At 61.9% G+C, this 25,535-nt stretch carries 27 protein-coding genes and 1 tRNA gene; 18 read left to right on the top strand and 10 right to left on the bottom strand.

Annotated elements, in window-relative coordinates:
* The first annotated feature begins 182 nt into the window (after positions 1-182).
* Together AC0L15_RS00140 and AC0L15_RS00135 are read left to right on the top strand one after the other, a co-directional pair.
* The gene (locus AC0L15_RS00140) at positions 183-752 is read left to right on the top strand and encodes a peroxidase-related enzyme (RefSeq protein WP_128248031.1); all 570 of its coding nucleotides are present in this window, start codon (positions 183-185) and stop codon (positions 750-752) included.
* Positions 753-849: 97 nt separating this feature from the next.
* Complete coding sequence (locus AC0L15_RS00135; RefSeq protein ID WP_128248032.1) at positions 850-1,068, top strand: rhodanese-like domain-containing protein; 219 nt, start codon at positions 850-852, stop codon at positions 1,066-1,068.
* Positions 1,069-1,112: 44 nt separating this feature from the next.
* Here the strand turns inward: AC0L15_RS00135 and AC0L15_RS00130 are convergent, their stop codons facing one another.
* Both AC0L15_RS00130 and AC0L15_RS00125 read right to left on the bottom strand, forming a co-directional pair.
* Entirely contained in the window at positions 1,113-1,349 is a 237-nt protein-coding gene (locus tag AC0L15_RS00130; protein WP_023797920.1) for a hypothetical protein, read from the bottom strand.
* A gap of 111 nt (positions 1,350-1,460) precedes the next feature.
* Positions 1,461-2,582: a complex I NDUFA9 subunit family protein gene (locus AC0L15_RS00125; protein WP_287246271.1), complete on the bottom strand. Its 1,122-nt coding sequence runs from the start codon at positions 2,580-2,582 to the stop codon at positions 1,461-1,463.
* A 461-nt stretch (positions 2,583-3,043) separates the two neighbouring features.
* Here AC0L15_RS00125 and leuA point away from each other — a divergent pair, with 461 nt between their 5' ends.
* From leuA to AC0L15_RS00105, 4 genes are all read left to right on the top strand, one after another.
* Positions 3,044-4,762 (top strand): 2-isopropylmalate synthase, encoded by a 1,719-nt coding sequence (leuA, locus tag AC0L15_RS00120; protein ID WP_287246603.1) that lies wholly within the window; start codon positions 3,044-3,046, stop codon positions 4,760-4,762.
* A gap of 182 nt (positions 4,763-4,944) precedes the next feature.
* Entirely contained in the window at positions 4,945-6,717 is a 1,773-nt protein-coding gene (locus AC0L15_RS00115) for a tetratricopeptide repeat protein (protein ID WP_128248035.1), read from the top strand.
* A gap of 87 nt (positions 6,718-6,804) precedes the next feature.
* Positions 6,805-7,608 carry an alpha/beta fold hydrolase gene (locus tag AC0L15_RS00110; RefSeq protein ID WP_473495770.1) on the top strand — a complete coding sequence of 268 codons (804 nt, stop codon included), beginning with the start codon at positions 6,805-6,807 and terminating at the stop codon, positions 7,606-7,608.
* A gap of 124 nt (positions 7,609-7,732) precedes the next feature.
* Entirely contained in the window at positions 7,733-8,353 is a 621-nt protein-coding gene (locus AC0L15_RS00105; protein ID WP_128186874.1) for a hypothetical protein, read from the top strand.
* On the opposite strand, the gene AC0L15_RS00100 is transcribed toward AC0L15_RS00105, so the two are convergent.
* A complete protein-coding gene (locus tag AC0L15_RS00100; RefSeq protein WP_023797927.1) occupies positions 8,343-9,257 on the bottom strand; it encodes a metallophosphoesterase family protein in 915 nt (304 codons plus the stop codon). The genes AC0L15_RS00105 and AC0L15_RS00100 overlap by 11 nt on opposite strands.
* 53 nt (positions 9,258-9,310) lie before the next feature.
* Here AC0L15_RS00100 and AC0L15_RS00095 point away from each other — a divergent pair, with 53 nt between their 5' ends.
* A complete protein-coding gene (locus tag AC0L15_RS00095; protein WP_287246267.1) occupies positions 9,311-9,811 on the top strand; it encodes an NUDIX domain-containing protein in 501 nt (166 codons plus the stop codon).
* A 1-nt stretch (position 9,812) separates the two neighbouring features.
* Here AC0L15_RS00095 and AC0L15_RS00090 read toward each other — a convergent pair whose 3' ends face one another.
* Complete coding sequence (locus tag AC0L15_RS00090) at positions 9,813-10,802, bottom strand: glutathione S-transferase family protein (protein WP_128248038.1); 990 nt, start codon at positions 10,800-10,802, stop codon at positions 9,813-9,815.
* Between the two features lie 311 nt (positions 10,803-11,113).
* Between AC0L15_RS00090 and AC0L15_RS00085 the strand changes: the two genes are divergently transcribed.
* From AC0L15_RS00085 to AC0L15_RS00060, 6 genes are all read left to right on the top strand, one after another.
* Positions 11,114-11,650 carry a GNAT family N-acetyltransferase gene (locus AC0L15_RS00085; protein ID WP_287246265.1) on the top strand — a complete coding sequence of 179 codons (537 nt, stop codon included), beginning with the start codon at positions 11,114-11,116 and terminating at the stop codon, positions 11,648-11,650.
* Positions 11,651-11,821: 171 nt separating this feature from the next.
* A complete protein-coding gene (locus AC0L15_RS00080; RefSeq protein ID WP_023797931.1) occupies positions 11,822-12,583 on the top strand; it encodes a 3-hydroxyacyl-CoA dehydrogenase in 762 nt (253 codons plus the stop codon).
* 6 nt (positions 12,584-12,589) lie between these two features.
* A complete protein-coding gene (locus tag AC0L15_RS00075; RefSeq protein ID WP_473495769.1) occupies positions 12,590-13,780 on the top strand; it encodes a CaiB/BaiF CoA transferase family protein in 1,191 nt (396 codons plus the stop codon).
* Between the two features lie 38 nt (positions 13,781-13,818).
* A complete protein-coding gene (locus AC0L15_RS00070) occupies positions 13,819-14,580 on the top strand; it encodes a HugZ family pyridoxamine 5'-phosphate oxidase (RefSeq protein WP_031254499.1) in 762 nt (253 codons plus the stop codon).
* A gap of 173 nt (positions 14,581-14,753) precedes the next feature.
* Positions 14,754-15,092 carry an ArsR/SmtB family transcription factor gene (locus AC0L15_RS00065; protein ID WP_128169352.1) on the top strand — a complete coding sequence of 113 codons (339 nt, stop codon included), beginning with the start codon at positions 14,754-14,756 and terminating at the stop codon, positions 15,090-15,092.
* A 317-nt stretch (positions 15,093-15,409) separates the two neighbouring features.
* Positions 15,410-16,213: a TrmH family RNA methyltransferase gene (locus AC0L15_RS00060; protein WP_128248041.1), complete on the top strand. Its 804-nt coding sequence runs from the start codon at positions 15,410-15,412 to the stop codon at positions 16,211-16,213.
* Between the two features lie 29 nt (positions 16,214-16,242).
* Here AC0L15_RS00060 and AC0L15_RS00055 read toward each other — a convergent pair whose 3' ends face one another.
* Together AC0L15_RS00055 and AC0L15_RS00050 are read right to left on the bottom strand one after the other, a co-directional pair.
* Entirely contained in the window at positions 16,243-17,391 is a 1,149-nt protein-coding gene (locus AC0L15_RS00055) for a coiled-coil domain-containing protein (protein WP_128169350.1), read from the bottom strand.
* 148 nt (positions 17,392-17,539) lie between these two features.
* Entirely contained in the window at positions 17,540-18,148 is a 609-nt protein-coding gene (locus AC0L15_RS00050) for a DUF1134 domain-containing protein (protein ID WP_023797936.1), read from the bottom strand.
* Positions 18,149-18,505: 357 nt separating this feature from the next.
* Here AC0L15_RS00050 and chpT point away from each other — a divergent pair, with 357 nt between their 5' ends.
* Both chpT and AC0L15_RS00040 read left to right on the top strand, forming a co-directional pair.
* Positions 18,506-19,135, top strand: a complete 630-nt coding sequence (gene chpT / locus AC0L15_RS00045) for a histidine phosphotransferase ChpT (protein ID WP_287065216.1) — start codon at positions 18,506-18,508, stop codon at positions 19,133-19,135.
* A 243-nt stretch (positions 19,136-19,378) separates the two neighbouring features.
* On the top strand, positions 19,379-19,747 hold the full coding sequence (locus AC0L15_RS00040) for a response regulator (RefSeq protein ID WP_287246260.1): 369 nt from the start codon (positions 19,379-19,381) through the stop codon (positions 19,745-19,747).
* 119 nt (positions 19,748-19,866) lie between these two features.
* On the opposite strand, the gene ctrA is transcribed toward AC0L15_RS00040, so the two are convergent.
* Positions 19,867-20,562: a response regulator transcription factor CtrA gene (gene ctrA, locus AC0L15_RS00035; protein ID WP_006203583.1), complete on the bottom strand. Its 696-nt coding sequence runs from the start codon at positions 20,560-20,562 to the stop codon at positions 19,867-19,869.
* 449 nt (positions 20,563-21,011) lie between these two features.
* On the opposite strand from ctrA, the gene AC0L15_RS00030 reads away from it, so the two are divergent.
* Entirely contained in the window at positions 21,012-21,389 is a 378-nt protein-coding gene (locus AC0L15_RS00030; protein WP_029349790.1) for a flagellar export protein FliJ, read from the top strand.
* Positions 21,390-21,804: 415 nt separating this feature from the next.
* Here the strand turns inward: AC0L15_RS00030 and sciP are convergent, their stop codons facing one another.
* Positions 21,805-22,080: a CtrA inhibitor SciP gene (sciP, locus tag AC0L15_RS00025; RefSeq protein WP_006203587.1), complete on the bottom strand. Its 276-nt coding sequence runs from the start codon at positions 22,078-22,080 to the stop codon at positions 21,805-21,807.
* Between the two features lie 273 nt (positions 22,081-22,353).
* Between sciP and mnmA the strand changes: the two genes are divergently transcribed.
* The gene (gene mnmA, locus AC0L15_RS00020) at positions 22,354-23,544 is read left to right on the top strand and encodes a tRNA 2-thiouridine(34) synthase MnmA (RefSeq protein ID WP_128248045.1); all 1,191 of its coding nucleotides are present in this window, start codon (positions 22,354-22,356) and stop codon (positions 23,542-23,544) included.
* Positions 23,545-23,600: 56 nt separating this feature from the next.
* Here the strand turns inward: mnmA and AC0L15_RS00015 are convergent, their stop codons facing one another.
* Positions 23,601-24,566, bottom strand: coding sequence for a Gfo/Idh/MocA family protein (locus AC0L15_RS00015; RefSeq protein ID WP_023797942.1), 966 nt, complete (start codon positions 24,564-24,566; stop codon positions 23,601-23,603).
* 329 nt (positions 24,567-24,895) lie between these two features.
* On the opposite strand from AC0L15_RS00015, the gene AC0L15_RS00010 reads away from it, so the two are divergent.
* A tRNA-Met gene (locus tag AC0L15_RS00010) sits at positions 24,896-24,972 on the top strand.
* Positions 24,973-25,284: 312 nt separating this feature from the next.
* On the opposite strand, the gene AC0L15_RS00005 is transcribed toward AC0L15_RS00010, so the two are convergent.
* The coding region (locus AC0L15_RS00005) for a hypothetical protein (protein WP_473495768.1) at positions 25,285-25,535 on the bottom strand (251 nt) is incomplete at its 5' end.

Raw genomic sequence — 25,535 nt, 5'->3', positions numbered from 1 at the left:
CCTGCCAATAAGCCCGTGTCGAGCAATGTTCCTGACTTTCGCAGCCATGGTCCTGGGGCGGCGCCTTTCAACCTGGCCGGCGCGCGGCCGTTCCGACTTCAGCCCTTCCATGAGGCTCGCAGAAAAGCCTTCGACGGCCTAAAGCTGGTTGCATTAACGGCCGTGCAAGGGAGAGAACACAGATGACCGCGCCCGCCATAAGCCGCTTCCCCGTTCCCGAGATCGCCGGCCTTCCCGACGACATCCGCGAACGGATACTCGCCGTGCAGGAGAAGTCGGGCTTCGTGCCCAACGTCTTCCTCGTGCTTGCGCATCGGCCGGACGAGTTCCGCGCCTTCTTCGCCTATCACGACGCGCTGATGGACAAACCCGGCCCGATCACCAAGGCCGAGCGGGAGATGATCGTCGTGGCCACGAGCAATGCCAATCAGTGCCAGTACTGCGTGGTGGCCCATGGCGCGATCCTGCGCATTCGCGCAAAGAACCCGCTGATCGCCGATCAGGTGGCCACCAACTACCGCAAGGCCGACATAACCCCGCGCCAGATGGCGATGCTCGATTTCGCCATGAAGGTTTCCGCGCGCGCCTACGAGGTCGGCGACGCGGACATCGCCGACCTCAAGATCCATGGCTTCACCGGCGAGGACGCCTGGGACATCGCGTCCATCGCCGCCTTCTTCGCCATGTCAAACCGGCTGGCCAACGTCACCAGCATGAGGCCGAACGACGAGTTCTACGCGATGGGGCGCTGACCATGCCGAAGGGATACAAGGACCTGCTGGCCGACGCCGATGCGGTCGTCCGCTCGGTCGAGGCAGCGGATATGGCGGGTTCCATGCGCCGCGCGGCATGCTCGAATTCTGGATCGATCCCGAAAGCCCCTACCACAAGCCGAAATTCGCCGAGCCCAGGACCTTTGTTTTTTACTGCGCGTCCGGCTGGCGGTCGCTGCTCGCCGCCAAGATCGCGCAGGAGATGGGACTTGACGCGCGCAGCCTGCGCGGCGGCTTCTCGGAGTGGAAGAAGCGCGGCAATACCGTCGCCGAGAAACCGAGGAAGGACAGCTAGGCGCGACGACCGGCACCGTCGCTTGCCACTGGGAATGCGGGCGATCAAGGCGCGCGATCGGTCAGCGCGCTTGCACCTTCCTCCGCGGCGCAATGTGCGCAGCAGTAGATGATGTCATCTTGTTCGACACCATGTCCGATGATCCGGCACCCGCAATGCGGGCAGAGCGGCGCAAGTTTCTGGATCGCGCATTCGAAGCTGTCGAACGTATAGCTTTCCTCAGCCAGCGTCACTTCGAAAGCCTTGTCGTAGTCATTCCCGCATTGATCGCATCTGGCCATGGTTCTTTTCCTTCTTCCTCATTGGTTCAAACTCGACCAACCCGCCGCATGGCGATAGGTTCCCGGCAGGATCGTAGAGTCCTGCCAAGCAGGAGACGAGCCCGAGCAGCCTCACGCGCGCCGTTCGATCAAGCGGATCACCTCCTCGATGTCGCGCGGCGCGATGTCGAGTTCCTTCAGGCCCGGCGCGCCGATTGCGGCCACATTGTCGTGCCGCATTAGATCGACCTGGTTGCGCGTAATCGGCGCTTCCGGAAGGAGTTCCGCGACGCCGGCCAAGGCGTCCCACGCCGCAAACGGCACCGGCATCAGCCTGATGTTGGTGCCGAGCTGTCGGGCGATATCCCGCAGCAGTTCCTTATAGGTGTAGATGCGTGGGCCGCCGAATTCGAATATCGATGAGGCCTTGTGGTTTCGCCCGCCGATCAGCCGACTGACTGCGTCTGCGACGTCTTCCACATAGACCGGCTGAAGCCGTGTGCTACCATCGCCGAACAGCGGATAAACCGGCAGGAGACGTATCAGCCTGACAATCGTCGTGAGGAAAACGTCGTCAGGTCCCGTCATGACGGCGGGACGCACAATGATGGCGCCGGGAAATGCGCTCGCCACCGCCTCTTCTCCGCGCCCACGTGCCCTGATGTAATTCGAATCCGATTGAGGATCGGAACCGATCCCCGAAATATGGACGAACCGGTCGACCTCGCCAGCGCGCGACGCGGCGGCAAGTTCAGCTGCGGCTTCCACATGCACCCGTTCAAACGTCTGGGCGCCCTGCTCGACGTAGAGACTGACGGCATTCACGATCGCCTGCGATCCGGCAATGGCCGAGCCGATCGAGGACGCATCCAATATGTCCGCCACGACGGCTTCTGGCGGCCTTGCCGTCGAGGAAAAAACCTGGCCAACCCGAGCCGGGTGGCGGGATGCGGCGCGGACGGTGAAACCCCTTTCCAGGAGCCGCTTCACGATCCGGCGCCCGAGAAAACCTGTCCCGCCGAACACAGTGACGATCCGTTCTGTGTTGAGATCGTCAGGATCCATTTGCCTCGCCAATCCTTGGCTTTGCGTGCCCGCCGAGCGCCTGCCGCCGGCGTATAAACCAGCCCCTTCGAACATCGGGGACGGTTCGAGAACAACGCAGGAAAGCTTTTTGTTCCAGTCGGCGCCGAGTTCGATCGAGAGACGGCCGATGTCGCTATGGACGGCGAGTGTTCGACGCGGGGTTGCCATGCTGTCCGTTTCATCCCCAGCCTCCATGCGCTGGCAACAAAACCGGACAACTCACGTGCTACCTAATCCGGACAACTCATCTGCTTACGACACTGTCGTTCGGCCCCACTTGCCTCGCTTTGGCTGCTCCTGTATGAAAACCGCCATGACCAACCGCGCCACCTCCGTCGCTTCCCGTCAGACCGGCTTTGCTGGCGAGACCGTGCGCGCGCTTGCTTCCGCTCTGCTGCTGCTCGGCCTTATCGGCGATCGCCGGGTTCGCTGAAGGAGCGCCCGGCGGTCGAACCGCCGCTCACGCGCATGCTCCTTGGCCAGTCTCAAAATTGGCAAGTCACATCTAGCGAATGAACATCTGGTAAAGGCGCCGCTCGGCACCAAATCCGCCTGAAGGCGGATCCCGCGAGCCGCCGGGAGAGACGACAATGAACGCACGAGAAGAGATCCGCTCAGACAGCGGGGAGATGGGCAAGGATGCCCGGGGCATGCCGGAGGCAGCCCGGGGCATGCCGGAGGCAGCCCGCAAATACCAACCTTATCCGACCGTCGGTCTCACCGACCGCGTGTGGCCTTCGAAAGTCATCGACAAGGCCCCGATCTGGTGCTCGGTCGACCTGCGCGACGGCAACCAGGCGCTGATCGATCCGATGGGCCACGAGCGCAAGGCGCGCATGTTCGCCCTGCTCCTCGACATGGGCTTCAAGGAGATCGAGATCGGTTTCCCGTCGGCCTCGCAGACCGACTTCGATTTCGCCCGCTGGTGCATCGAAGAGGGCAATGTATCAGACGATGTCTCGCTGCAGGTGCTGGTGCAGTGCCGGCCGGAACTGATCACCCGCACTTTCGAGGCGCTGCAGGGCGCCACCAACCCGATCGTGCATTTCTACAATTCGACCAGCGAACTGCAGCGCCGCGTCGTCTTCGAGAAGGACGTCGCCGGCATCAGGCGGATCGCCACCGATGCGGCCAAGATGATCACCGACATGGCAGCGAAGGCCGGCGGCTTCTATAGTTTCGAATATTCGCCGGAGAGCTTTACCGGCACCGAGCTCGAAGTGGCGCTGGAAATCTGCAACGCCGTCACCGAAATCATGAAGCCTACGCCGGAAAACAAGCTGATCATCAACCTGCCGTCCACGGTCGAGATGTCGACACCCAACATCTATGCCGATCGCATCGAATGGATGTGCCGCAATCTGGACAACCGCGAGAACCTGCTCATCTCGCTGCATCCGCACAACGACCGCGGCACCGGGATCGCCACCACCGAACTCGGCCTGATGGCGGGCGCGGACCGCGTCGAAGGCACGCTGTTCGGCAATGGCGAGCGCACCGGCAATGTCGACATCGTCACGCTGGCGCTCAACATGTACACGCAAGGCGTCGATCCCGAGCTCGATTGCTCCGACATCAACCGGATGAAGGACGTCTACGAATATTCGAACCAGTTGAAGATCCCCGAGCGCCATCCCTATGTCGGCGAGCTCGTCTACACCGCCTTTTCCGGCTCGCACCAGGATGCCATCAACAAGGGCATGAAGGCGTTGCGCAAGGCCAACACGCCGTACTGGGAAGTGCCCTATCTGCCGATCGACCCGGCCGATGTCGGGCGCAACTACGAAGCGATCATCCGCATCAACTCGCAGTCCGGCAAGGGCGGCATCGCCTATGTGCTGCAGGCGGACTACGGCCTCAATCTGCCGCGCAACCTGCAGATCGAGTTCAGTCAAGCGATCCAGGCGATCACCGACGCCGAAGGCAAGGAGGTGCCGGCCAAGCGCATCTACGAGCGCTTTCTCGAAACCTACGTCGATCAGCCCGTCGCGCGGCTGAAATTCCTCGACCACCACACTTATCCCGACATCGAGATCAAGGGGCGGCGCGCGGTGGAGGCGATCATCCTCGACAGCGGCAAGGAGGTGACGATATCAGGCTCCGGAACCGGCCCGATCGACGGCTTCGTCGACGCGCTGTCGCGCCATGTCGGCGTGCCGATGTCGGTGCTCGACTATTCGGAGCACTCCATGCAGCGCGGCTCGAATGCCTCGGCCATCTCCTATGTCGAGATGGAGCATCCCGGCGGCAAGCTGTTCGGCGCCGGCATCAACACCAATATCGTCGCCGCTTCGCTGGAAGCCGTGGTTTCCGCCGCCAATCGCATCGTCGGCGGAAAGGCCGACTAGAGGAGCTGAGCTGGAGCAAGATGACCCCGGATGGTATCATCCTGCTCCAGTCTTTCGCGCCATTAACCACCGGAATATTATCCGGTGGGGTACGCGATCGCATAATGGATGCATGCTTGTATGGCAGTGCAGGCGCTATATGATTGCGTCTTAACCTGTGCCGACTTCGAGAGGATCGACACTTGCAGCATGCCACGCCTGCCGCCCCCGCAGTGCGCGAGACGCTGGAGCGATTGCTAGCCAGCGAAACGTTCGGGAGATCCGAACGAGCGCGTAAGCTGCTTCGCTATCTGGTCGAGCGCGAGCAGGCAGGCGAAGCCGACAAGCTCAAGGGCTTTTCCATCGCGATGGATGTTTTCGGCAAGGACGGCGATTTCGATCCGTCGACCGACGCCGTGGTGCGGGTGCAGGCGGGCAGGCTGCGCGAGCTTCTGCAGCATTACTTTGCCAATGAGGGTGTTGCCGAGCCGATCCGCATTGCCATTCCGCGTGGCGGCTATGTTCCATCCTATGAACTCAACGCGATCCGCCTGCCGGTCGAGCCGGCGTCGGCGGAACACGTCGAAGCGGCGGCCACCTTGCCGGAATCGCCCGAAGAACCCGTCATGGCCGCACCTGCCGCATCGTCCCCCGTCGTTCGCCAGCCGGCACCCTCGCTGCTGCGTCATCTCCAGTTCTTCTGGCTGGCGATCGCTCTGGTCATCGCCATGCTGGGGGTGCTGATCCTTCGTCAGGGGGGCAGCGCATTGCTGGCCGGAAGCGATGCCGCGCCGACGATTGAAAATGCGGTGGCAACCGGCAGCATTGCGCCATGGGCTCCGGTTGAAAGCCTTCCGCTCGTCTACATTGCTGTGAAAACCAACAGTGCCGAGGCTGCCCGCGTCGCCGCATCGCTGCGCGCCGGCCTCAGCCGCTTCGACACGGTCACCTTCATCGGTCGCGATGCTGACGGCCCGCCCGATCCGGTCGCCGATGCGATCAGCTTCGTATTCGATGTCTTGCCGGGGCCAACGGCAGGCGATGTCACGCTGGAGCTTCAAAGCGTGGCGACCGGGCGGGTCCTGCTGTCACGCAACTTGACTGCCGCCGACAGCACACCCTCCACCGTCGAGGACAGTGTCGCCGGCATTTTGAGTTCGGCCGTTCCGGCTCCGGGCGCGATCTACAACTATATCGAACAGAGCGGCCTTCAGACCGGCCTGACCGAATGTCTGCTGCTCAACGACAAATACTATCTCGACCAGGGCGCCAAAACCCATGAGGCTGCCTATCGCTGCCTCGAAATCCTGGTCGATCGGGATGCGAAATCGTCGCTCGTCTTTTCGGAGCTGGCGACCCTGCATCTCGAGGCGGGCACAGATCACTACGCCTATCCAGCCGGCGCAACGATCGAACAGGCGATGTCGCTGGCCCGTCGCGCCGTGCAGATGGGGCCGACCAGCCCCTATGCCCACCGTGCCTATGGCTATCTTAATTCCCGCCTCGGCAATTCGGAGGAATCGATCCGCTGGATGCGCAAGGCCTACGAACTCAACCCTTACGACCTCAGCATGGCGGCAGCTTATGCCTACGGGCTGATTTTCGCCGGCAGGTACAGGGAGGGAACACCGATCCTTGCTCACGCCGCCGAAACCTCCAGCGCCCATCCGACCTGGTGGGATTACGGGCTTTTCGTCGGCCAGTTCATGGCTGGTGATATGAACAAGGCCGCGCTTGCCAGCGATGCGCTGCAAGCGACGCCGACGAAATCGCACTATCTGGCTGCGCGGCTGATCACTGCCAAGGCCGCCGGTCGCGATCATCTGGCGCACGAACTTTTGGACGAGTTGACGGTCAAGTTCCCGAAATTCGCTGCCGATCCGCGCGCGGCTTTTGTCGAGCGGAGATACCCCGCCGATCTGACCGAGCGGCTGGTCGAGGCTTTGCGTGCCGCCGGGCTCGGCAATGCCAGCTAGTCCTTGCGACCAGCACGGCCGATCGCAAAAACTTGGTACAAGACGCAATCCAGCCACATCCGAATTCGCATAAAACCATAGTATTTCATGATTTCATCGCTTTACGTTGCCGAACGGGGCGCCGGCCCGAAGACGGTTGCCTTTCTGCATGGCTTCGGCGGTTGCCACGGCGACTGGCACGAGGTGATTTCGACACTGGCACCTGGTTCACGGACACTGGCCTATGATCTTCCGGGCCATGGGCTGTCCCTCGATTTCCCGGGTGGCGGCCCGGCCAGGACAGCCGCCCGGGCTGTTCTGGCAGACCTCGCCGCACGCAGAATCAGGAGGGTGCATCTCGTCGGCCATTCGATGGGCGGGGCGGCGGCTGTGCTGATGGCACTGGCCGAACCCGCAAGGATAGCCTCGCTGACGCTTCTGGCGCCGGGCGGGTTTGGCACTGAGATCAATGGCCCGCTGTTGCGCCGTTACGCAGCGGCAGCCGGCAAAAGTGAAATTCGCGCCTGCCTCGCCGCCATGTCCGGACCGCAAAGCCCGCCCTCGGAGCGCATCGTGGATGTGCTTGGCGCAATGCGCGCGCGTCCCGGCCAGTTGCACAAACTTGTCGAGATCGCAGCCGCCATGACCAGGGACGATCGGCAGGGCGTCATCCCGCACGAACGGCTCGAAACACTGGATATGCCGGTGATTGTGGTCTGGGGGACCGATGACGCGGTGCTGCCCTTCAGCCAGGCCGATGGTCTGCCGGCGCATTTCCACCTGCACCACGTGTCGGAGGCCGGCCATATGCTGGTCGAGGAAGCGCCCGGCCTGATCGCCGAGATCGTCCGCCACAACATGAAACGCCGCAACAGGCCGCTTCGTCCAAACTCCGCTCCCGCAGCGGGCTGATCCCTGTCAAAGCGCGGCTTCGGGCCGGATTTTGCAAGCCGCCTATCGATCTCGCAAGCGCATTTTGCTGCATTTTGCCAACGACTATGTTAATTCGGTGTTAACCAAACGTGAGGCAACGCCGATGAAGGATGCAGCCGAGACCATAAGCCAGGCCGATGAGTCGCGAAAATTGTCGGACGCCATCCGCGACGTGAAAAACGCTTTCGCCGACCGCGACGACGTCGTGGTCGACATGCGCGAAGCGCATCGCATGCGGCTCGAATTGCTTGCCGCCGAACTCGCGCCGGTCTTCGCCGACGTGCCCGCCGACATGGACAATTTCGACTTCGCCGTCTCGTCCGGGCTGCAGCCGCGCCTCTGGATCGACGCCGTCAGCCATGTCGCCATGGGGCGCGACCGCCGCACCTATCGCTTCCTCAAGGACACGCGCATCGGCCGCGTGGTGCTCGCCGAATCGACCGAGATGAAACCGGTTGCCGATCAGGTGACGCGCTACGTCGCGGAGCGCGTCATCGAACGCCAGAGAATGCTGGAAGGCGGGGTCGAGCAGGCTGCCGGCCTGAAACGTGCCTTGGTCCCGGAAGCCGAGCCGCCGCTGCGATCCGTCAAGCGCCGCAAGCGTTGGTCAGCCTTTCTCTCCGGTCTCAGCCTGATCGCTGCCGGCGCCCTGGTCGGGCTGGCGGTATCGATCGTGTTGTTCTGGGACCGCCTCGTTGCGATGGGACTGAGTTTCACGCCATAGCGTCCGCGCCAAGCTCCACAACCTCCAGATCGGCAGGCGGGATGGCCGGCCCGGTCAGGCCACGTCGCGTCAGCCTGAGCCGCCAGTTGCCTATTTCACCATCGATCTCCAGCAGATTATATTGCGCCGCTGGACGCCTGCCGCCTGGCGCCTGCCCTGCGGCAGCGACGCCGACCACTGGAATTTTGGCGCCGCGCCCATTGATCGAGAACAGCGTCGGCTCGTGCGAATGGCCGTGCAGCACAAGCTCGGCCCCGTGCCGCTGAACGACCTTTTGGAAGCGGGCAATGCCGAACAGCCGCTTGGGCTGCGAAACGGCGCCGCGCACCGGCGGATGGTGGATCATGATCACCCGGAACAGCCCGCGTTTGGCCGTGGCATCGAGCACGTCCCGCAGCCTTTCCGCCTGGTCTTCCAGAAAAAAGCCGTTGGCCATGAACGGAGCCGTCGCCCGCGCCGTCGTGACACCGATCAGCGCGACGTTGCCACGCACGCGCAGATAGGGAAAGGCTTCGCGGTCGACCGGCGTATTGACGCCGTCGCCGGTCATCCACGCCGTCCACGACCGGCAGGACTTGTCGAAAGCACCGGGCACATAGGCGTCGTGGTTTCCCGGAACGACCGACACATCATCGGGAGAGCCCAGCGTCTCCAGCCAGTGCTTGCCCATCTCGATCTCGCCATCGAGCGCCAGATTGACCAGATCGCCGGTGACGGCAAGGTGATCGGGTGCGCTCGCCTTGATATCGGCGACGATGGTGTCGATGACGGCGTCGCGCATGTGGCGGCGGCGATTGCGCTGCCAGTTGACGTAACCGACCACCCGCTTGGAGGCGAGATCGCGATAGGTTACACCGGGAAGCGGTCCCAAGTGGATATCGGAAATATGCGCGAGCCTGAACATCCCTCCTTCATAAGCGACGCACGCGCTGCTTTCCACCCACGGTTTCGTGGGTGATGATGCGGCCCGATCCGGAGCAAGCTTTCCGCCAGACCGGCTGGCCGGGTCTCAGGGCAAGGCTGTTTCATCCGTACTTCGTGCTGCGGCGGCCGATGACGCTTGGGGTGCGTGGCTTGATCCACGATCGCACGTCCAGTTCCGTCTTCCTCATTCGCCATACCTATGTACCGGGCTGGCAGCTTCCCGGCGGGGGCGTCGAGCTGGGCGAGACGATGATCGAGGCGTTGGCGCGCGAGCTCTCCGAGGAGGGCAATATTGCATTGACCGCGCCGCCGGTGCTGAAATCGATGCATTTCAACCGTCGGGCCAGCCGCCGCGACCATGTCGGCCTTTATTTTGTCGAGCAGTTCAACCAGACGGCGCCGAAGCTGCCGGACCGCGAGATCGCCGCAGCCGGCTTCTTTCCGCTCGACCGCCTGCCGGAAGCAACGACGCCGGCCACGTTGCGGCGGATTGCCGAGATTTTCAGCGGCGCGGCGGCATCGCCCTACTGGTAGATCACGCTGCCTTCCTGAACCGCGCCCGATCATGCGGCGCCGCGTAGTCCAGTTCCGGCCCGACCGGCACGATGTGCGTCGGGTTGATCGTTGCGTGGCTGCCGTAATAGTGCGCCTTGATGTGGTGCAGGCTCACCGTGCCGGCGACGCCCGGGACCTGGTAGAGGTCGCGCAGATAGTTCGACAGGTTCGGATAGTCGGCGATGCGGCGCAGGTTGCACTTGAAATGGCCGACATAGACCGGGTCGAAGCGGACCAGCGTCGTGAACAGCCGCCAATCGGCCTCGGTGATGCGGTCACCGACGAGATAACGCTGGCGAGATAGGCGATCCTCGAGCTGGTCGAGCGCCGCGAACAGTTCACCAAACGCTTTCTCATAGGCCGCTTGCGTGGTGGCGAAGCCGGCGCGATAGACACCGTTGTTGACCGATGGATAGACCAGAGCGTTGACCGCGTCGATTTCGCCGCGCAGTGCTTTCGGATAAAAATCGAGGCTGGCATCGCCCCATTTGTCGAAGGCTGAATTGAGCATCCGAATGATCTCGGAGGACTCGTTGCAGACGATTGTCTGTTCTCGCCTGTCCCACAGAACCGGCACCGTCACGCGGCCGGAATAGGCGGGATCGGCCTTGGTGTAGATTTGATGCAGGAAGTCGAGGCCGTAGAGCGTATCGCCGGTGGCGCCGTCCTCGGCCAGGAAGGTCCAGCCGTTGGCGCCCATGAAATGATGGACGACCGAGACGGAAATCACGTCCTCGAGCTTTTTCAGTGCCCGAAAGATCAGCGTCCGGTGTGCCCAGGGACATGCAAGCGAGACATAGAGATGGTAGCGCCCCGGCTCGGCCTTGGAGCCGCGCGTGCGGCCTTCGGCCGGCCTGCCGTCAACCGTGACCCAGTCGCGCCATTGCGACTGCGCCCGCACGAATTCGCCGTCGCTCGCCTTGGTGTCGTAGCCGCTGTCCTGCCATTTGCCGTCCACCAGCAATCCCATGTGATGTCCTTTCCTCTTCGTAGGGATTTAGGCACAAACCGACGATGCGGAAATCGCCAGGCGTTGAACAGTTCGTCAATCGCCCGGTGCGGCAGACGAATGACGGCAAACGAAGGCGGCAAACGAATGGCGGCAGCAAACGGCCGATTGCAGTGGCTGAAGATTGGTGCTAGCGGAAAATCCGCATGCTTGACTTTGCCTTGATCCGGTTCGACCGACGACGAAAGGGCGCCCGCGCTTGATGAAGCGCTGACTGGCGAACGCTGCCGTTTGCAGCAAACCTTTCCCCGTCTACCCGGAACGCAAAGACCATGAGCCTTGCCGACGTGAAATACCTGCCGGAAACTCCGGCGCATGACCCCGAAATCGAAACCATCAACGACGAAGCCTTCGGGCCGGGCCGTTTCGTGCTGAGCGCCTACAAGATCCGTGACGGCGGCCCGCATGAACGCGCTCTGTCCTTCGTGGCCGTCGATGGCGATATCGTCGTCGCCTCCGTGCGCATGACGCGCATCGCGGCCGGCGCCGGCCGCGCGCTGATGCTCGGACCGCTTGCCGTGCGGCCGGCCTACAAGAATCTCGGCATTGGCCGCCGGCTGGTGGCGATCGCGCTGGAGGCCGCCGCCAAAGCCGGCATGCCGGCGGTGATGCTTGTCGGCGACGAGCCCTATTACGGCCCGCTCGGCTTCAAGAGAATCCCGCGTGGGCAAATCTCCATGCCGCGCCCGGTCGATCCTGACCGGCTGTTGTCGCATGAGATCGTGCCGGGCGCGATGGCACGGCTGGTGGGGGAGGTTTGCCACGCCGATCAGGCAAGGATTGCCGCGCAAATCGCCGCGATGGCGTGACCATCCGGATGCTGTTGCGCCATACTGTCAGGCTCCGTAGCATGTTGCCGATGGTGCATGTCGCCCAAAAGTGCGCAGCGGTTTTGGGTAACGAGATGCAATAAAACAGAGATTTAAAGCGCTTCGATTGAGTCCGTTCAGTTCGACGCGCTTTAGATGGAGGACGCCGACATGAACCCGAACGGCCAGATTGCGATCGTCACCGGTGGCGGCTCCGGCCTCGGAGAAGCGACGGCACGTGCACTGGCCGCAAAGGGCGCCGGCGTTGCCATCCTCGACCTCGGCATCGAGCGTGCGGCGAAGATCGCGGCCGATATCGGCGGCATCGCCATCCAATGCGACGTAAGCAGCGCCGACGGCGGCGCTGCTTCAGTGGCAGAAGTGGTAAAAAAGTTCGGCGAACCCCGTATCCTGGTCAATTGCGCCGGCATCGCCATCGGCATGAAGACGATCGGCAAGGACGGTCCGCACCCGCTCGACCAATACCGCAAGGTGATCGAGGTCAATTTGATCGGCACCTTCAACATGATCCGCCTCGTCGCCGACCGGGCCGCGAAGCTTGAGCCGCTGGAGGGCGGCGAGCGCGGCGTCATCGTCAACACGGCATCGGTCGCCGCCTATGACGGTCAGATCGGCCAGGCGGCCTATTCAGCCTCCAAAGGCGGCGTCGTCGGCATGACGCTGCCGGTGGCGCGCGATCTTGCCCGGTCGGGCATTCGCGTCTGCACCATCGCGCCCGGCATCTTCAAGACGCCGATGATGGCCGGCATGCCGCAAGAGGTGCAGGATACGCTCGGCGCCGCGGTGCCCTTCCCGTCCCGTCTCGGCGAGCCTTCCGAATATGCAGCCCTTGTGCTGCATATCATCGAAAACCAGATGCTCAACGGCGAGACCATCCGCCTCGATGGCGCCATCCGCATGGCGCCGAAGTAGCCGACCATGAGTGCCGAAGTCGCCCTTCAGGCGAAGACTGGCCCGCTCGCCGGCCTGACGGTGATCGAGATGGCCGGGCTTGGACCGGTGCCGCTGGCCGGCCTGATGCTGTCGGAGATGGGCGCCGAGTTGCTGCGCATCGAGCGGGCTGGGTCGAGCCAGCCGTTTCTGGCGCTACCGGACGAATACGACATCGACTGTCACGGCCGCTCCATCCTGCGGATTGACCTGAAGCGCTGGGAAGGCGCCGAACTGGTGCTGCGCCTTGCCGAAAAGGCCGACATGCTGGTCGAAGGGTTTCGTCCCGATGTCATGGAGCGGCTTGGTCTCGGGCCGGATGCGGTTCTGGCGCGCAATCCGGCCCTGATCTACGGCCGCGTGACGGGTTTCGGTCAGGACGGTCCGCTATCGGGACGTGCCGGCCACGACATCACCTACCTCGCCTATTCGGGTGTGCTGCATGCCATCGGCCAGCAAGGCGGCCGGCCGGTCCCACCGCTCAATCTTGTCGCCGACTACGGCGGCGGCGCCATGATGCTGGTCGCCGGCGCACTGGCCGCCCTGTTTGAGCGCTCGCGCTCCGGCAAGGGTCAGGTGATCGACGCCGCGATGACCGAGGGCGCTTCAATGCTGGCGACACCTGTGCACGCCCTCATGGCGGCGGGCCTGTGGAGTGACACGCGTGGCACGAACCTGCTCGATTCCGGCGCGCCCTTTTACGACACCTATGAGACCGCGGACGCACGGCACGTCGCCGTCGGCTGCCTTGAGCCCCGGTTCTTCGCCGAATTCGCAAGACTGCTGCCGCTCGACCAGATTTTTGTACGCGGCCAATACGACAGGTATTTGTGGCCGCAGATGCGGGCCGCCATTGTCGATCGGGTCGGGCAAAAGTCACGGGACGACTGGGACCGTCTCTTTACTGCGACCGATGCTTGCGTCGCACCGGTCTTGTCGCTGCGGGAAGCCAGGGATCATCCGCACAATCGCGCTCGCAACGCCTTCTTGAAGTCGGGTGCGCTTGAGCGCCCCGCCCCAGCGCCGCGCTTTTCGCGCTCCCGGCCGACGCTTGCCGCCATGCCGGCCGATCACGATTGTCAGGCGGCGACGGTGCTGGCACGCTTCGGTCTTTCGGAAAGCGAGACTGAGGCCCTTTTCAAATCTGGGGCCCTTGTCAAATCCCGTGTGATAGGTTGATAACTGGAGAGCAAAGATCAGCTTAGGACGGTGTGGATTTGAACGATCGGAAGAAGGACGTGATCCGCGAGACCGACGCCGAAGCGATCAGGCTGGCGAAGACGCTGATCCGCAGTGCCCGTTTCGGCGCGCTGGCGGTGATCGAGCCCGGCACCGGTTCGCCGCTGGCCAGCAGGGTTGGTGTCGCGACCGATATCGACGGCACGCCGCTGATCCTTGTATCGATGTTGTCCGCCCACACCGGCGCGATCCTTGCCGACCCGCGCTGTTCGCTGCTTGTCGGCGAGCCCGGCAGGGGCGACCCGCTGGCGCACCCACGGTTGACGCTCGTCAGTCGGGCGGCACGGCTTGAGCGTGGATCCGACGAGCACGCCGGCGCCGAACGGCGCTATCTCAACCGCAACCCCAAGGCGAAGCTCTATGCCGGCCTTGGCGACTTCTCGATCTTCCGCCTCGAGCTGGAGCGCGCCAGTCTCAACGGCGGCTTTGGCAAGGCCTACCTGCTCGAACGCGCCGATCTGGTCACGACCGCGCCGATCGTCGAAGAGCTTGCCGCTGGCGAACAATCCGCCCTCGACCATATGAATGCCGACCATAGCGACGCAATTGCCGTCTACGCGCGCCACTTCGCCAAGGCGGCGGGCGACGGCTGGGTCGTCACCGGCTTTGACGCCGACGGCATGGACCTGGCATTGGGCGACGATATCTGCCGGGTGTTCTTTCCCGAGCCATTGAGGACGGCGCGCGAGCTCAGGCATGTTCTGGTCGACATGGCAAAAACCGGCCGAGTGGCGGATTAAACACAGTCCGACAGTTAATCGCTCCGGGTCGAAAGCAAGTCTTGAGGTTTGAGCTAGATGTTCTACGCTTTCCCGGTCGCGTTGAATCGCCAGCGCAAATTCGCAAGTGAGCCTATGGAATCAGACGCTATTGCCCCCATAGCGCCGGAGGAGCAGGAAGGTATGGGGGATCGATGGTCTCGAAAAAGCTAATCGCCAATGCCGAATCAGCGGCCTCGTTTCTGACGCTGATGGGCAACGAGAAACGACTGTTGATCATGATCCACCTGGCCGAAGGTGAAATGTCCGTCGGCGCTATCGCCGAAAAGGTTCTGCTCAGCCAATCCGCTCTGTCACAGCATCTGGCCAAACTGCGGGCGCTCGATCTCGTCGAGACCCGGCGCGACCGGCAGATGATCTACTATTCCTGCAAATCCGATGCCGTGCGCGAACTTCTCAACACGCTGGACGGGGTTTTCGGCGAGGGTGAGCTATCGCAGATGGCATACCGCTCGCGTCGCTCCGGGACTTGACCGGCCAATGCATGTCGCCCAAAGCCGGCACATGCATAAGATAAGAACTGGTCCGAGCGCCCCTTGCCTCGCTGACGACTCCTAATGCATGTCGCGCAAAAGCATGGCCGTGCAGCGGTTTTGCGATAGCGACATGCATAAAACAACAACCTAAAGCGCGTCGCGAGAGGTCGGTTGAGGTCGGTCGAACGCGACGCGCTTTTGAGCGACTTGCGTCCACTTGGACGCAGAAGGTACGCTCTGACACTTTGGATCCACGCGTCGTGCTGTCGCAAAACCCACCACGATCGGGCCGATGCGGGTCAGTTGAGGCAAGCATGCGCAGCATTCGTATCGACGACCCGCAAGACCCGCGCGTCGCCGCCTATCTCGACATTCGCGAGCGCGATCTTGCCGGCCGGCAGGGTCGTTTCGTTGCCGAAGGCAAGGTGGTGCTCGAAATGTTGCTCGCGGCCAAACGCTTTGCCGCCGAATCGGTGCTGGTGCTCGAAAACCGGCTGGCAGGCCTCGACGCAACCCTGCGCAAGGCGCCCGCGGACCTTCCGGTCTACGTGGCGGCCAGCGAGGTTATGGACAGGATTGCCGGCTTTCACATGCATCGCGGCATATTGGCGATCGGCCGCAAGGGCGAGGCGCAGCCTGCAGAGGCCTTGCTGGATGCCCTGCCCGCCCGCGCGTTGATCGTCGTGCTGGTCGGCATCGCCAACCATGACAATATGGGCTCGATCTTTCGCAACGCCGCCGCCTTCGGCGCCGATGCCGTGTTTCTGGACGCGACCTGCTGCGATCCCCTGTACCGCAAGGCGATCCGCGTTTCGGTCGGCGCCGCGCTGAAAGTTCCTTTTGCCTCCTTCGCTGAGACCGTCGGCTTTACCGCGGCGCTCGATCGGCTGGGCTTCGGCCAATTCGCATTGTCGCCGCGCGGACAAACCGACATCCGCGATGCGAAAAGGACCGAACGGCTGGCACTCTATCTCGGCACTGAAGGCGAAGGCCTGCCCGAGATGCTGCTCGCCCGCCTGCGGACGGTGCGGATCGATATGACAGAAGGCTTCGACAGCCTGAATGTCGCCGCCGCGTCAGCCATCGCCTTGCATCATTTCTCGGCAAGCAGGACCTGAGCCGCAGAAGTCAGCATCACTGCCTTGGCTCAATGCCCCGATTCGGCCTGCTGCAGCGCCCGCACGCGATCGGCAAGGCTGCGTTCACCGCTTCCTGGTGGGTTGGGTGCCGCAAGAACCTTTGCGATCGGCGATTCCGGCCCGTCGAGCTTCGCCGTCAGGGCTACGACCTGCGCCGCCAGGTCGCTCATCTGCTCGCGCAACGCAGCGCTGGCGCCTTCGGATCTGGATGCCGCGTCGGCGGCAAGATCCGTTTTCAGCCGCTTGTTCTCGCTGGCCAGTGCCGTCAATCTCGCCTCCAACTGCTCCCGGTCGCTGTCGAGCCTGGCGATAGCTTTTTCCATATCGCCCTTGACGGCCACATCGGCCTGACTGCCTTGCGCTCCGACGAGACGCACCGCCGCCGACGCATTTTCCACGCTTTCGCTTTTCAGCTTTTCGCGAAGCCGCGCGATTTCCTTTTCGCGGCGTTCAAGCTTGTCCTCGCGATCGGCAAGCGTGGCGAGCAGGCGCTCGATCTTCTTGTCCAGTTCGCCGGTCCTTTTCTTCTCGGCTTTCAACGCGTCTCGCGCGGCCTTGCTCTCGGCCGCGATCTCCTGTTGGCGCCTGTCCGCCTCCTTGCGCTGACCGCGCAGCACTGAAATATCATCGGCCAGCTTTTGCAATTCGGATTCGCGCGCCACAAGTTCGATCTGACGGCTGCTGGAAGAAAAGCTGGCGTCGTCATACATGTGCTCCAGTTTTTTCAGCTCGAGCACACGCTTTTCCAGGGCATCCTCGGTTTGAGCAAGCCGATCCGACAAAAGCTGCAACTGGTCTTTGCGCTGCCGAAGGTCTTCGCCCTTGACCTCGAGCGCGGAAAGGGCCTGTTCCTTGTCCTTCCGCTCGAGCGCCAGTTCCTTCAGTGCTTCGCGGCCACGGCCGATCTCGACAAGCTGTTCGGCCGATTTCTCGCGCAACGCCTTGACGCTCATCTCAAGCCGACGTGTCGCCATGGCGAACTCGGCGCGGATGCGATCCTTCTCCGCCTGGATCTCGGCCAGCGTCAGCGGCATCGAGCCCTCGATGCGTTTACGCGTCAGCATCACGGCCCGCCGCCAGATGGCCGGGGCAATCATCAGCGCCAGAAAGCCGGCGCAGAGAAAGCCGAGGACAAAGAACAGGACCGACTGAACCAAGGTGACTATCCGTTATGAACGGCAAACAACCGTAAGGGACTGTGCCACGTTCGCATGACGGAATTCCAGTGCCGCGGCAAGGGTCTGCCGCAGCATTGTTCAGACCGTCGATCCTGGAAACAATCGCGGTGACGAGGCAACCACTTGCTCAGAATGGATTCCAGGTGGCGCGCTGGGTAAGCTTGAGGTAGCCGAGATTGACGCCAAGCCGGGCGCCGACGCCGGTACGGATCGGCACCAGCAGCACATTGTTGTTCTTCATCACGTTGAAGCCGACGCCAGCCACGAGGTAGGCGGAGCCGGCAAGGCCGCCGAAACGATTGTAGAGGCTGTTCACATCGTCGAGATTATAGACCAGCATCATCACCCGCGAGCCCTCGCCGCCAAAATCCCAGCCGAGAGACGGGCCCTGCCAGAACACTTTGTGATCGCCGGCATTCTTGGTGTAGAGTGTGCCTTCACCATAGGTCAGGCCACCGATCAGGGCGCCCGAGCCCTCCTCGCCAAGCAAATAGCCATTGGGCAGGCCATAGGAGGAGAAAATCTTCTCCACGACGGTGGCGAGCCCGCCCGACGTCGCACCGAAGAATTTATGACCGGAATCGACGATCTCCTGAGCGGTGTACTCCTGGGCCCGCGAAGGCGAGGTTGAAAAGACGACAAGGCCCATGAGAGCGATCGCCATCGAGAAGACACGGAGAAAACTCCGGTCTGTGAAGACACGGAAAAAACTCCGGTCGTAGTATCGGGAAAACATGCTTCCAATCTCCGTCAGGGAGCACTTTCGCCGACGCCTCGCATCCGTGCGGCTCTTTGGCGGCCGTTAAGGATGACTGTTAAGGACAAACTATGCCGTAATCCTTTTTCAACCATTAAGCTTTCACATGAAGATGGCGGTTAGTAGGCTGGTTTCGCGCTGATTTCGCGTCGGCCCGCAGTATCCGCACCCTGGGTGAACACACCATTTTCGATAACGACAATTCCGGATTTGTTGCTGCACGCTCAGGCGCTGTGTATTCAGTAGGCCTTGGGAGAGCGAGCGTGATTCGTGTGGGCAGGCGTGATCATTGATCGCCCGGCCATTTCCAGTGAAATTTTGCAGGGACTTTCGCCGATGGCCGAGCTTTTCACCCTTTCCGCACCCGATCTCGCCGCGCTTTTGTGCAGCCGGGTCTGCCACGACATCATTTCGCCGGTCGGCGCCATAAACAACGGGCTTGAGCTGCTCGACGAAGGCGGCGCCGACGAAGACGCCATGAGATTGATTCGCCAGAGCGCCAGAAACGCTTCGGCCCGCCTGCAATTCGCCCGCATCGCCTTCGGCGCAGCCGGTTCTGCCGGCATGATGATCGACACGGGCGATGCCGAGGCCGTTGCGATCGCCTTCTTGAAGAACGAGAAGCCGGAACTGATCTGGAATGGAACCCGTGCGCTGCTGCCCAAGAACAAGGTAAAGCTGCTGCTCAACCTCATTCTCGTCGCCAACGCTGCCATTCCGCGTGGCGGCAAGCTTACGGTCACGCTTGAAAACCTCGACACGGAACCACGCTTTGCGCTCGCCGCGAGCGGTCCGATGCTGCGCGTGCCGCCCAAATTCCTGGAGCTCCATTCCGGCAACAAGCCTGAAGAACCGATCGACGCGCATTCGGTGCAGCCCTACTACACACTGCTTTTGGCGCGCGAGGCGAACATGACAATATCGATCCACGCGACCGCAGAAGAAATCGTTCTCTCGGCTGCCTGAATTACCAAGCTGATTGAACGAACAGACGAGCGTTGTTCAGACAATATTTACCGCAACATCACGGTCGAATGAAATGAACCCCAAAGGCTAGATCGGCCGAAGCATCGCTAAAGAAGTTTTCGTAAAAGCTGTTCTTTCAAGAATTTTACCTATCGGCTTTTCAGCTTCTTTACCGGATTGATCCTACGGTGCCTACCAGACCGCGACGCTGCCGGATTGCCGCATGGCAAAGAGGGCCCGGAAATGAAACGCTGCATGTTCATCGACGATTCGAGCGTCATCAGGAGGGTTGCAAAGCGCATCCTGGGTGGTTCCGACATGCTGGTCATCGAAGCTGCCAGCGGGCTTGATGCAGTTGAGATGTGCACTGCCGACATGCCGGATATCATCATTGTCGACGGCGCCTTGCCGGACATGCAGGCCGAGGACGTCATTCGCCGCGTACGCGCCATGGAAAGTCCGAGACAACCCCAGATCCTGATTTTGCTGGTTGAGGTCGACGTCGCTTCGATCATGCGGGCAAAGCGCGCCGGCGCCCAAGGCTATCTGCTGAAGCCGTTCACTCGGCCGCAACTTCTCGAGCGCTTCCGCAGCTTGAGATTTGCCGGCTGATTCGCCGCCGCTGGCGCATGGCCGCGGAAATCGGCGCTCAATGTCTGCGACATAAAAACGCAAAATCCGGCCGAAGCCGGATTTTTGTCGGAAAAATCGATCGGATCGGCGTCGTCAGCTCAGGCGCTGACGCGGATATCTTCCGGCTCGCGCAGCACATAGCCGCGACCCCAAACCGTCTCGATGTAGTTCTGGCCGCCGGAAGCAGCGTCGAGCTTCTTGCGCAGCTTGCAGATAAACACGTCGATGATCTTCAGTTCCGGTTCGTCCATGCCGCCGTAAAGGTGGTTGAGGAACATTTCCTTCGTGAGCGTGGTGCCCTTGCGCAGCGAGAGCAGCTCCAGCATCTGGTATTCCTTGCCGGTCAGATGCACGCGCTGGCCACCAACCTCGACGGTCTTGGCATCAAGGTTGACCACCAGGTCGCCGGTGGTGATGACCGACTGGGCATGGCCCTTGGAACGCCGCACGATGGCGTGGATGCGGGCGACCAGTTCGTCCTTGTGGAACGGCTTGGTCATATAGTCGTCTGCGCCGAAGCCGAGGCCACGTACCTTGTCCTCGATGCCGGCCATGCCGGAGAGGATAAGGATCGGCGTCTTCACTTTGGAGAGGCGAAGTGTTCTCAAGACCTCATATCCCGACATATCGGGGAGATTGAGATCGAGAAGGATGATGTCGTAGTCGTAGAGCTTACCTAGATCAACCCCTTCTTCGCCAAGATCGGTCGTATAGACATTGAAACTTTCCGATTTCAGCATCAGCTCGATGCTCTGTGCGGTCGCACTGTCATCTTCTATCAGCAGAACACGCATTTCATTCCCCTTTTCTGCTGCCGGACCATTTCACGACCCGTCCAGGACCGGAGCAGTGATTGCCTGAGCAGAGGCTGCCATCGAATGGTTAACAAAACCTAATTCCGTGCCGTTGACGGTACCAGATTTTTTAACCCCTTTCTACACCTTGTTGAATCTAATAGCGAATCTCAGAACAAACCGCTAATGCAAAACATTAATAAGCCAGACTAAGTGACTCCAGGGACTCGCTAGCCGTGCTTCCGCATCGGGGCCGGAATTTTTACCCGGCCTTAAGTCCTGAGCCGTATGATTAACAATGCCCGTAAACGAATGGTTACCGCCGGCAAAAAACTTTAGGAATTTGTTTCCCATAGTTCTGGTAAAGTCGGTGGAAGCGGGTCGAAGCCTGAGTTTGCAAGGCGGATTAGACGATATGTGCAGGTGTGCGTTTCCAGGAGTACCGAATCATGAAGTCACGTGAAAACCTCGTTCGGCTGAAGCAGTTTCAGGTGAACGAGAAGCGGCGGCAGTTGCTGCAACTCGACATGATGATCGCCGAATTCGAGCGCATGGCTGTCGAACTCGAACTCCAGATCACTGCCGAAGAAAAGAAAGCCGGCATCACCGACATCAACCATTTTGCCTATCCGACCTTCGCCAAGGCAGCACGCTTGCGCCGCGACAATCTCAGAAATTCGCAAAGCGACCTCGCCCAGCAGCGTAGCGTTGCCGAATCACTGCTCGGCGAAGCCGAAGCGGAGCTTTCCAAAGCAGAAATGCTCGAATCGCGCGACACCAAGATCCGCGACGCCGAGACCGGCGGCCGCAGCGCCATGATCGGCTGAAAACAAGGCTTTAAGGCCGGTCAGCGCCCAGCGATGGGGGCGTTGCTCATCTCGAATGTCGCCGCTCATTGGTCGAGCAACTGCCAGTTTCAGGCCTACGCTGCAAAAATCTCTTTCACGTTCCGCGATCGCCCGCACCTGGGCATCCTGATGTCGGGCGCAGGCGATTCCGGCCAGAACCTATCTGACTGAGCAGCCCACCGGTTCTGGCAGAGTTCGGCTCGGGGCCGACCGCGCAGGCTTGTGGAACGCGGCAAGGTCGACGCGAAAATGCTTGCTCCAAGAAGCAGGCGCTGCTCATGCCTTTTGCCTGCCCGATCGGCAGGTGGTGCTGACCGTCTGAAGCAGAGAAAACCCTGTCGGCAAAGCAAAAGGGCGCGGATTGTCGCGCCTTTTTGACTTCCTTGAACCAGCCCTAATGCCGATATTGCTGGATGCGCGTCGTGCGCAGGCCGGCAAGGCCATATTCATCGATCGACGCCTGCCAGGACAGGAATTCCTCGGTGGTCAGCTTGTAGCGCTGGCATGCCTCCTCGAGGCTCAAAAGCCCGCCGCGCACCGCCGCCACCACTTCGGCCTTGCGCCGGATAACCCAGCGACGTGTGTTCGTCGGCGGCAGATCGGCAATCGTAAGGGGGCTGCCGTCAGGCCCGATAACATATTTGACGCGCGGTCTAACAAGATCGGTCATCGTACTCTCTACTAAAAACTCAAAGACCCAATCCCCACCACATTACCGCCACAGCTTTAAAATTTGCCTAAGCGATCCCTAATAGCTAGGTAAGGATCATGAACGCCGCGTTAGTCTTTTCGTCGGCATTTGAGGCATCTGCCCAGCAAGCGCCCGAATCCGTTCAAAAAATCGGCCGGTTCGCGAAGCTGGCGCACCCGGAAAGCTTGACCTATATTCCGGCCATAGGCATTCAGGCGCCGTCATCCAGGCGCCGTGCAGAACGAAAGAACCATGAACAGCCTCGACCTTCCCGGACGCCCCGAAGAGACCCGCATCGTTGTCGCCATGTCGGGCGGCGTCGATTCGTCGGTCGTTGCCGGCCTTTTGAAGCATGAAGGCTATGATGTCGTCGGCGTCACGCTGCAGCTCTACGACCATGGCGCGGCAACGCACCGGGCCGGCTCGTGCTGCGCCGGCCAGGACATCGACGATGCTCGCCGCGTCTCCGAGACGCTCGGCATTCCGCATTATGTGCTCAATTACGAGGAGCGCTTCCGCAAGGCGGTAATCGACCCCTTCGCCGAGAGCTATGTGGCCGGCGAAACGCCGATCCCTTGCGTTTCCTGCAACCAGACGGTGAAATTCGCCGACCTCCTGGCGACCGCCAAGGAACTCGGCGCCGAGGCGCTGGCCACCGGCCATTACATCCGCTCCGGCGCCAACGGCGCCCATCGCGCGCTGTACCGGCCGGTCGACGCGGACCGCGACCAGAGCTATTTCCTGTTCGCCACCACACAGGCGCAGATCGACTATCTGCGCTTTCCGCTCGGCGGCCTGTCGAAGCCGCAGGTTCGCGCCATCGCCGAGGAAATGGGGCTGACGGTCGCTGCCAAGCAGGACAGCCAGGACATCTGCTTCGTGCCGCAGGGCAAGTACTCCGATATCATCGCCAAGCTGAAGCCGACTGCTGCCAATCCGGGCGACATCGTCCATATCGACGGCCGCGTGCTCGGCCGCCATGAAGGTATTTTGCGCTACACGATCGGTCAGCGCCGCGGCATCGGCATTGCCTCGGGCGAGCCGCTCTACGTCGTCCATCTGGACGCCGACCGGGCCCGCGTCGTCGTTGGCCCGCGCGAGGCGCTTGAAACGCACAAGATCTATTTGCGCGACATGAACTGGCTGGGCGGCGCTGCGCTGTCAGATATCCCGGCCGCCGGGCTGGAGCTTTTCGCCAAGGTCCGCTCGACACGCCCGCCACGCCCGGCCGTGCTGCATCACAACGCCGGGATCACTTCGGTGGAACTGGTCGACGGCGAGTCCGGTATCGCGCCCGGCCAGGCCTGCGTGCTCTATTCCGACGACGGCAACCAGGCCCGCGTGTTCGGCGGCGGCTTCATCGAGCGTTCCGAACGCGGCGCCGAGGCCGAGGCGATGCTGGCGCGGCTGGCGGCCCGGCCGGCGCAGATTCCCGCCGAATAGACGATAATCCCGATTCTATCGGGATGGATCAGGCTCTGATACAGCCGCACGTTCTCTCAGGAAGACGATCCGGTGTGGGCAACCGTGCCAGCGGTCAGGATACGCAGCACCCTGATGGCTTCCTCGCCGCTGGTACGCGGTTCTGCCCGTGTCTCGATGCACTGGATGAAATGCTCGAGCTCTCGCGTCAGCGGCATGCCCTCGCCCACTGCCACGTAGGACGGCTCGTTGGTGGTGAAGGCCCATTGGCCGCTGTCTTGCCACACCGCGTGGCGGTAGACGGCGAGCTTGCGCTCCCACGGCTCGACATCGTCGAACACCGCCATCGCCTTGGTGCCGACCACGGTCAGCCGCCGTTCGCGGTAGGGATTGAGCCGCGACGCGAATAGGTGGCTGCGCAGACCGTTGGGAAAGCGCATGTGCAGATGCGCGAAATCGCTGAGATTGTCGAGGAGCGCTGCCCCTTCTCCACGCACCTCGATCGGCTCCGTGCCGGTGATGGCCAGGATCATCGACAGATCGTGCGGCGCCAGGTCCCACAGCGCATCGTTCTCGGTGTGGAATTTGCCGAGCCCGAGCCGGTGCGAATGGATATAGCGGACCTCGCCGAGCTCGCCATTGTCGATCAGCGCCTTCAACGTCTCGAAGGCGGGATGAAAGCGCAGCACATGACCGACCATGAAGACGCGGCCATTGTCGACCGCCGCCTTCACCGAACGCTCGGCATCGGCCACCGTCAGCGCGATCGGCTTCTCCACCAGCACGTCCTTGCCGCCCTGGACGGCGCGCACCGCCATATCGGCGTGGAACTGCGGCGGCAGCGCCATCACGATGGCGTCGATGTCGCTGCGCACAAACAGCGCCTCCGGCTCGATCGCCAGGCAATCCTGCTCACTGGCGAAACCTTCGGCGCGGGCAGGGTTGACGTCCGAGACCGCGTGCAGCGCGCCGAGCGCCTTGAGGGTGCGGATGTGGTTGCTGCCCCAGTATCCGCAACCGAGGACTGCAATGCGCGGTTTCATCATTCCAACTCTAGAATTTCGTGGCCGAGACATAGCGGCGCGCCCCGCCGAACTCAACCCGGCATTTCTGTGCCCGATTATCTGCCCGGCAAAGCTTTTCGGCCATCAGAGCGACGTGCGTGCGCCTGGACACACAAAGTACGTCTCAAGACCCTGAAGCTTGGCGACGCGACAGGATGCGATAGCGTGTGGCGCCAGACCGGCTGCATCGACACCGGCTGCATCGATGCTTGACAGGCTTGGCGTCCCAACCTTATATCCGCCCGACCTTGGCGAACGCTTCGACATGCCCTCTGATTTGAGGCGGATTTCGGGTCTTTCGCCGCCCTGGCGGGGTAGCTCAGTTGGTTAGAGCACGGGAATCATAATCCTGGGGTCGGGGGTTCAAGTCCCTCTCCCGCTACCAAAGTTCTTCAAATGAAATCAGCCGCTTAGTACAGTGGCAATGCGCATGGGGCGGCTGATCTCATGTCGCGCATGTTGCAAATCACTACCGTTGATTTCCAACGGTTTCCTGCGACTATCGGCAAGTCCACGCGACATGGGGTGCGACATGATGTTGGACGGCTCCCCAAACCTGGACACCCGGTCCCGCCGAAAATTTTCCTTTCGTAGAACATTTAGAAAGTCGGACCCAGGGAGGCGCTCGCCAATAAAAACCGTTCCAGACTGGAACGGTTTTTGGGTCTTTTCGTGGGTGGGGAATTCCCCACCGTGGCTAATTTAGCCACCAACAGCGCTGGTCGCCCGTGAAACGCCCATGGCGCGCAGGCCAGATCCCACCGCTCTCAGGGTCGGCAGGTGCCAATCCGGCATCATCGATCTGCATCTCGCGAAGTACTAGGTCGATCAAAGCGCTGGCCCCGGCAACGGTCGTGGGCGGCGTTTTGCTCATCCTTGGCGACTCGACCTCGACTGGCGCTGGCATCAAAAGGCACTCGATCAGGGCTGCATCTTCAGCATCAATCC

The organism is Mesorhizobium sp. WSM4846 (assembly GCF_055811415.1).
The sequence above is the reverse complement of the archived record's forward strand: the minus strand, read 5'-3'. Positions and strand labels throughout refer to the sequence as shown.

What these genes read in the sequence shown, in the direction of transcription:
- AC0L15_RS00140 (WP_128248031.1), top strand. Translation starts at nt 183, where the DNA reads ATGACCGCGCCCGCCATAAGCCGCTTCCCCGTTCCCGAGATCGCCGGC.
- AC0L15_RS00135 (WP_128248032.1), top strand. Translation starts at nt 850, where the DNA reads ATGCTCGAATTCTGGATCGATCCCGAAAGCCCCTACCACAAGCCGAAA.
- AC0L15_RS00130 (WP_023797920.1), bottom strand. Translation starts at nt 1,349, where the DNA reads ATGGCCAGATGCGATCAATGCGGGAATGACTACGACAAGGCTTTCGAA.
- AC0L15_RS00125 (WP_287246271.1), bottom strand. Translation starts at nt 2,582, where the DNA reads ATGGCAACCCCGCGTCGAACACTCGCCGTCCATAGCGACATCGGCCGT.
- leuA (WP_287246603.1), top strand. Translation starts at nt 3,044, where the DNA reads ATGGGCAAGGATGCCCGGGGCATGCCGGAGGCAGCCCGGGGCATGCCG.
- AC0L15_RS00110 (WP_473495770.1), top strand. Translation starts at nt 6,805, where the DNA reads ATGATTTCATCGCTTTACGTTGCCGAACGGGGCGCCGGCCCGAAGACG.
- AC0L15_RS00105 (WP_128186874.1), top strand. Translation starts at nt 7,733, where the DNA reads ATGAAGGATGCAGCCGAGACCATAAGCCAGGCCGATGAGTCGCGAAAA.
- AC0L15_RS00100 (WP_023797927.1), bottom strand. Translation starts at nt 9,257, where the DNA reads ATGTTCAGGCTCGCGCATATTTCCGATATCCACTTGGGACCGCTTCCC.
- AC0L15_RS00095 (WP_287246267.1), top strand. Translation starts at nt 9,311, where the DNA reads ATGATGCGGCCCGATCCGGAGCAAGCTTTCCGCCAGACCGGCTGGCCG.
- AC0L15_RS00090 (WP_128248038.1), bottom strand. Translation starts at nt 10,802, where the DNA reads ATGGGATTGCTGGTGGACGGCAAATGGCAGGACAGCGGCTACGACACC.
- AC0L15_RS00085 (WP_287246265.1), top strand. Translation starts at nt 11,114, where the DNA reads ATGAGCCTTGCCGACGTGAAATACCTGCCGGAAACTCCGGCGCATGAC.
- AC0L15_RS00080 (WP_023797931.1), top strand. Translation starts at nt 11,822, where the DNA reads ATGAACCCGAACGGCCAGATTGCGATCGTCACCGGTGGCGGCTCCGGC.
- AC0L15_RS00075 (WP_473495769.1), top strand. Translation starts at nt 12,590, where the DNA reads ATGAGTGCCGAAGTCGCCCTTCAGGCGAAGACTGGCCCGCTCGCCGGC.
- AC0L15_RS00065 (WP_128169352.1), top strand. Translation starts at nt 14,754, where the DNA reads ATGGTCTCGAAAAAGCTAATCGCCAATGCCGAATCAGCGGCCTCGTTT.
- AC0L15_RS00060 (WP_128248041.1), top strand. Translation starts at nt 15,410, where the DNA reads ATGCGCAGCATTCGTATCGACGACCCGCAAGACCCGCGCGTCGCCGCC.
- AC0L15_RS00050 (WP_023797936.1), bottom strand. Translation starts at nt 18,148, where the DNA reads ATGTTTTCCCGATACTACGACCGGAGTTTTTTCCGTGTCTTCACAGAC.
- chpT (WP_287065216.1), top strand. Translation starts at nt 18,506, where the DNA reads ATGGCCGAGCTTTTCACCCTTTCCGCACCCGATCTCGCCGCGCTTTTG.
- AC0L15_RS00040 (WP_287246260.1), top strand. Translation starts at nt 19,379, where the DNA reads ATGAAACGCTGCATGTTCATCGACGATTCGAGCGTCATCAGGAGGGTT.
- ctrA (WP_006203583.1), bottom strand. Translation starts at nt 20,562, where the DNA reads ATGCGTGTTCTGCTGATAGAAGATGACAGTGCGACCGCACAGAGCATC.
- AC0L15_RS00030 (WP_029349790.1), top strand. Translation starts at nt 21,012, where the DNA reads ATGAAGTCACGTGAAAACCTCGTTCGGCTGAAGCAGTTTCAGGTGAAC.
- sciP (WP_006203587.1), bottom strand. Translation starts at nt 22,080, where the DNA reads ATGACCGATCTTGTTAGACCGCGCGTCAAATATGTTATCGGGCCTGAC.
- mnmA (WP_128248045.1), top strand. Translation starts at nt 22,354, where the DNA reads ATGAACAGCCTCGACCTTCCCGGACGCCCCGAAGAGACCCGCATCGTT.
- AC0L15_RS00015 (WP_023797942.1), bottom strand. Translation starts at nt 24,566, where the DNA reads ATGAAACCGCGCATTGCAGTCCTCGGTTGCGGATACTGGGGCAGCAAC.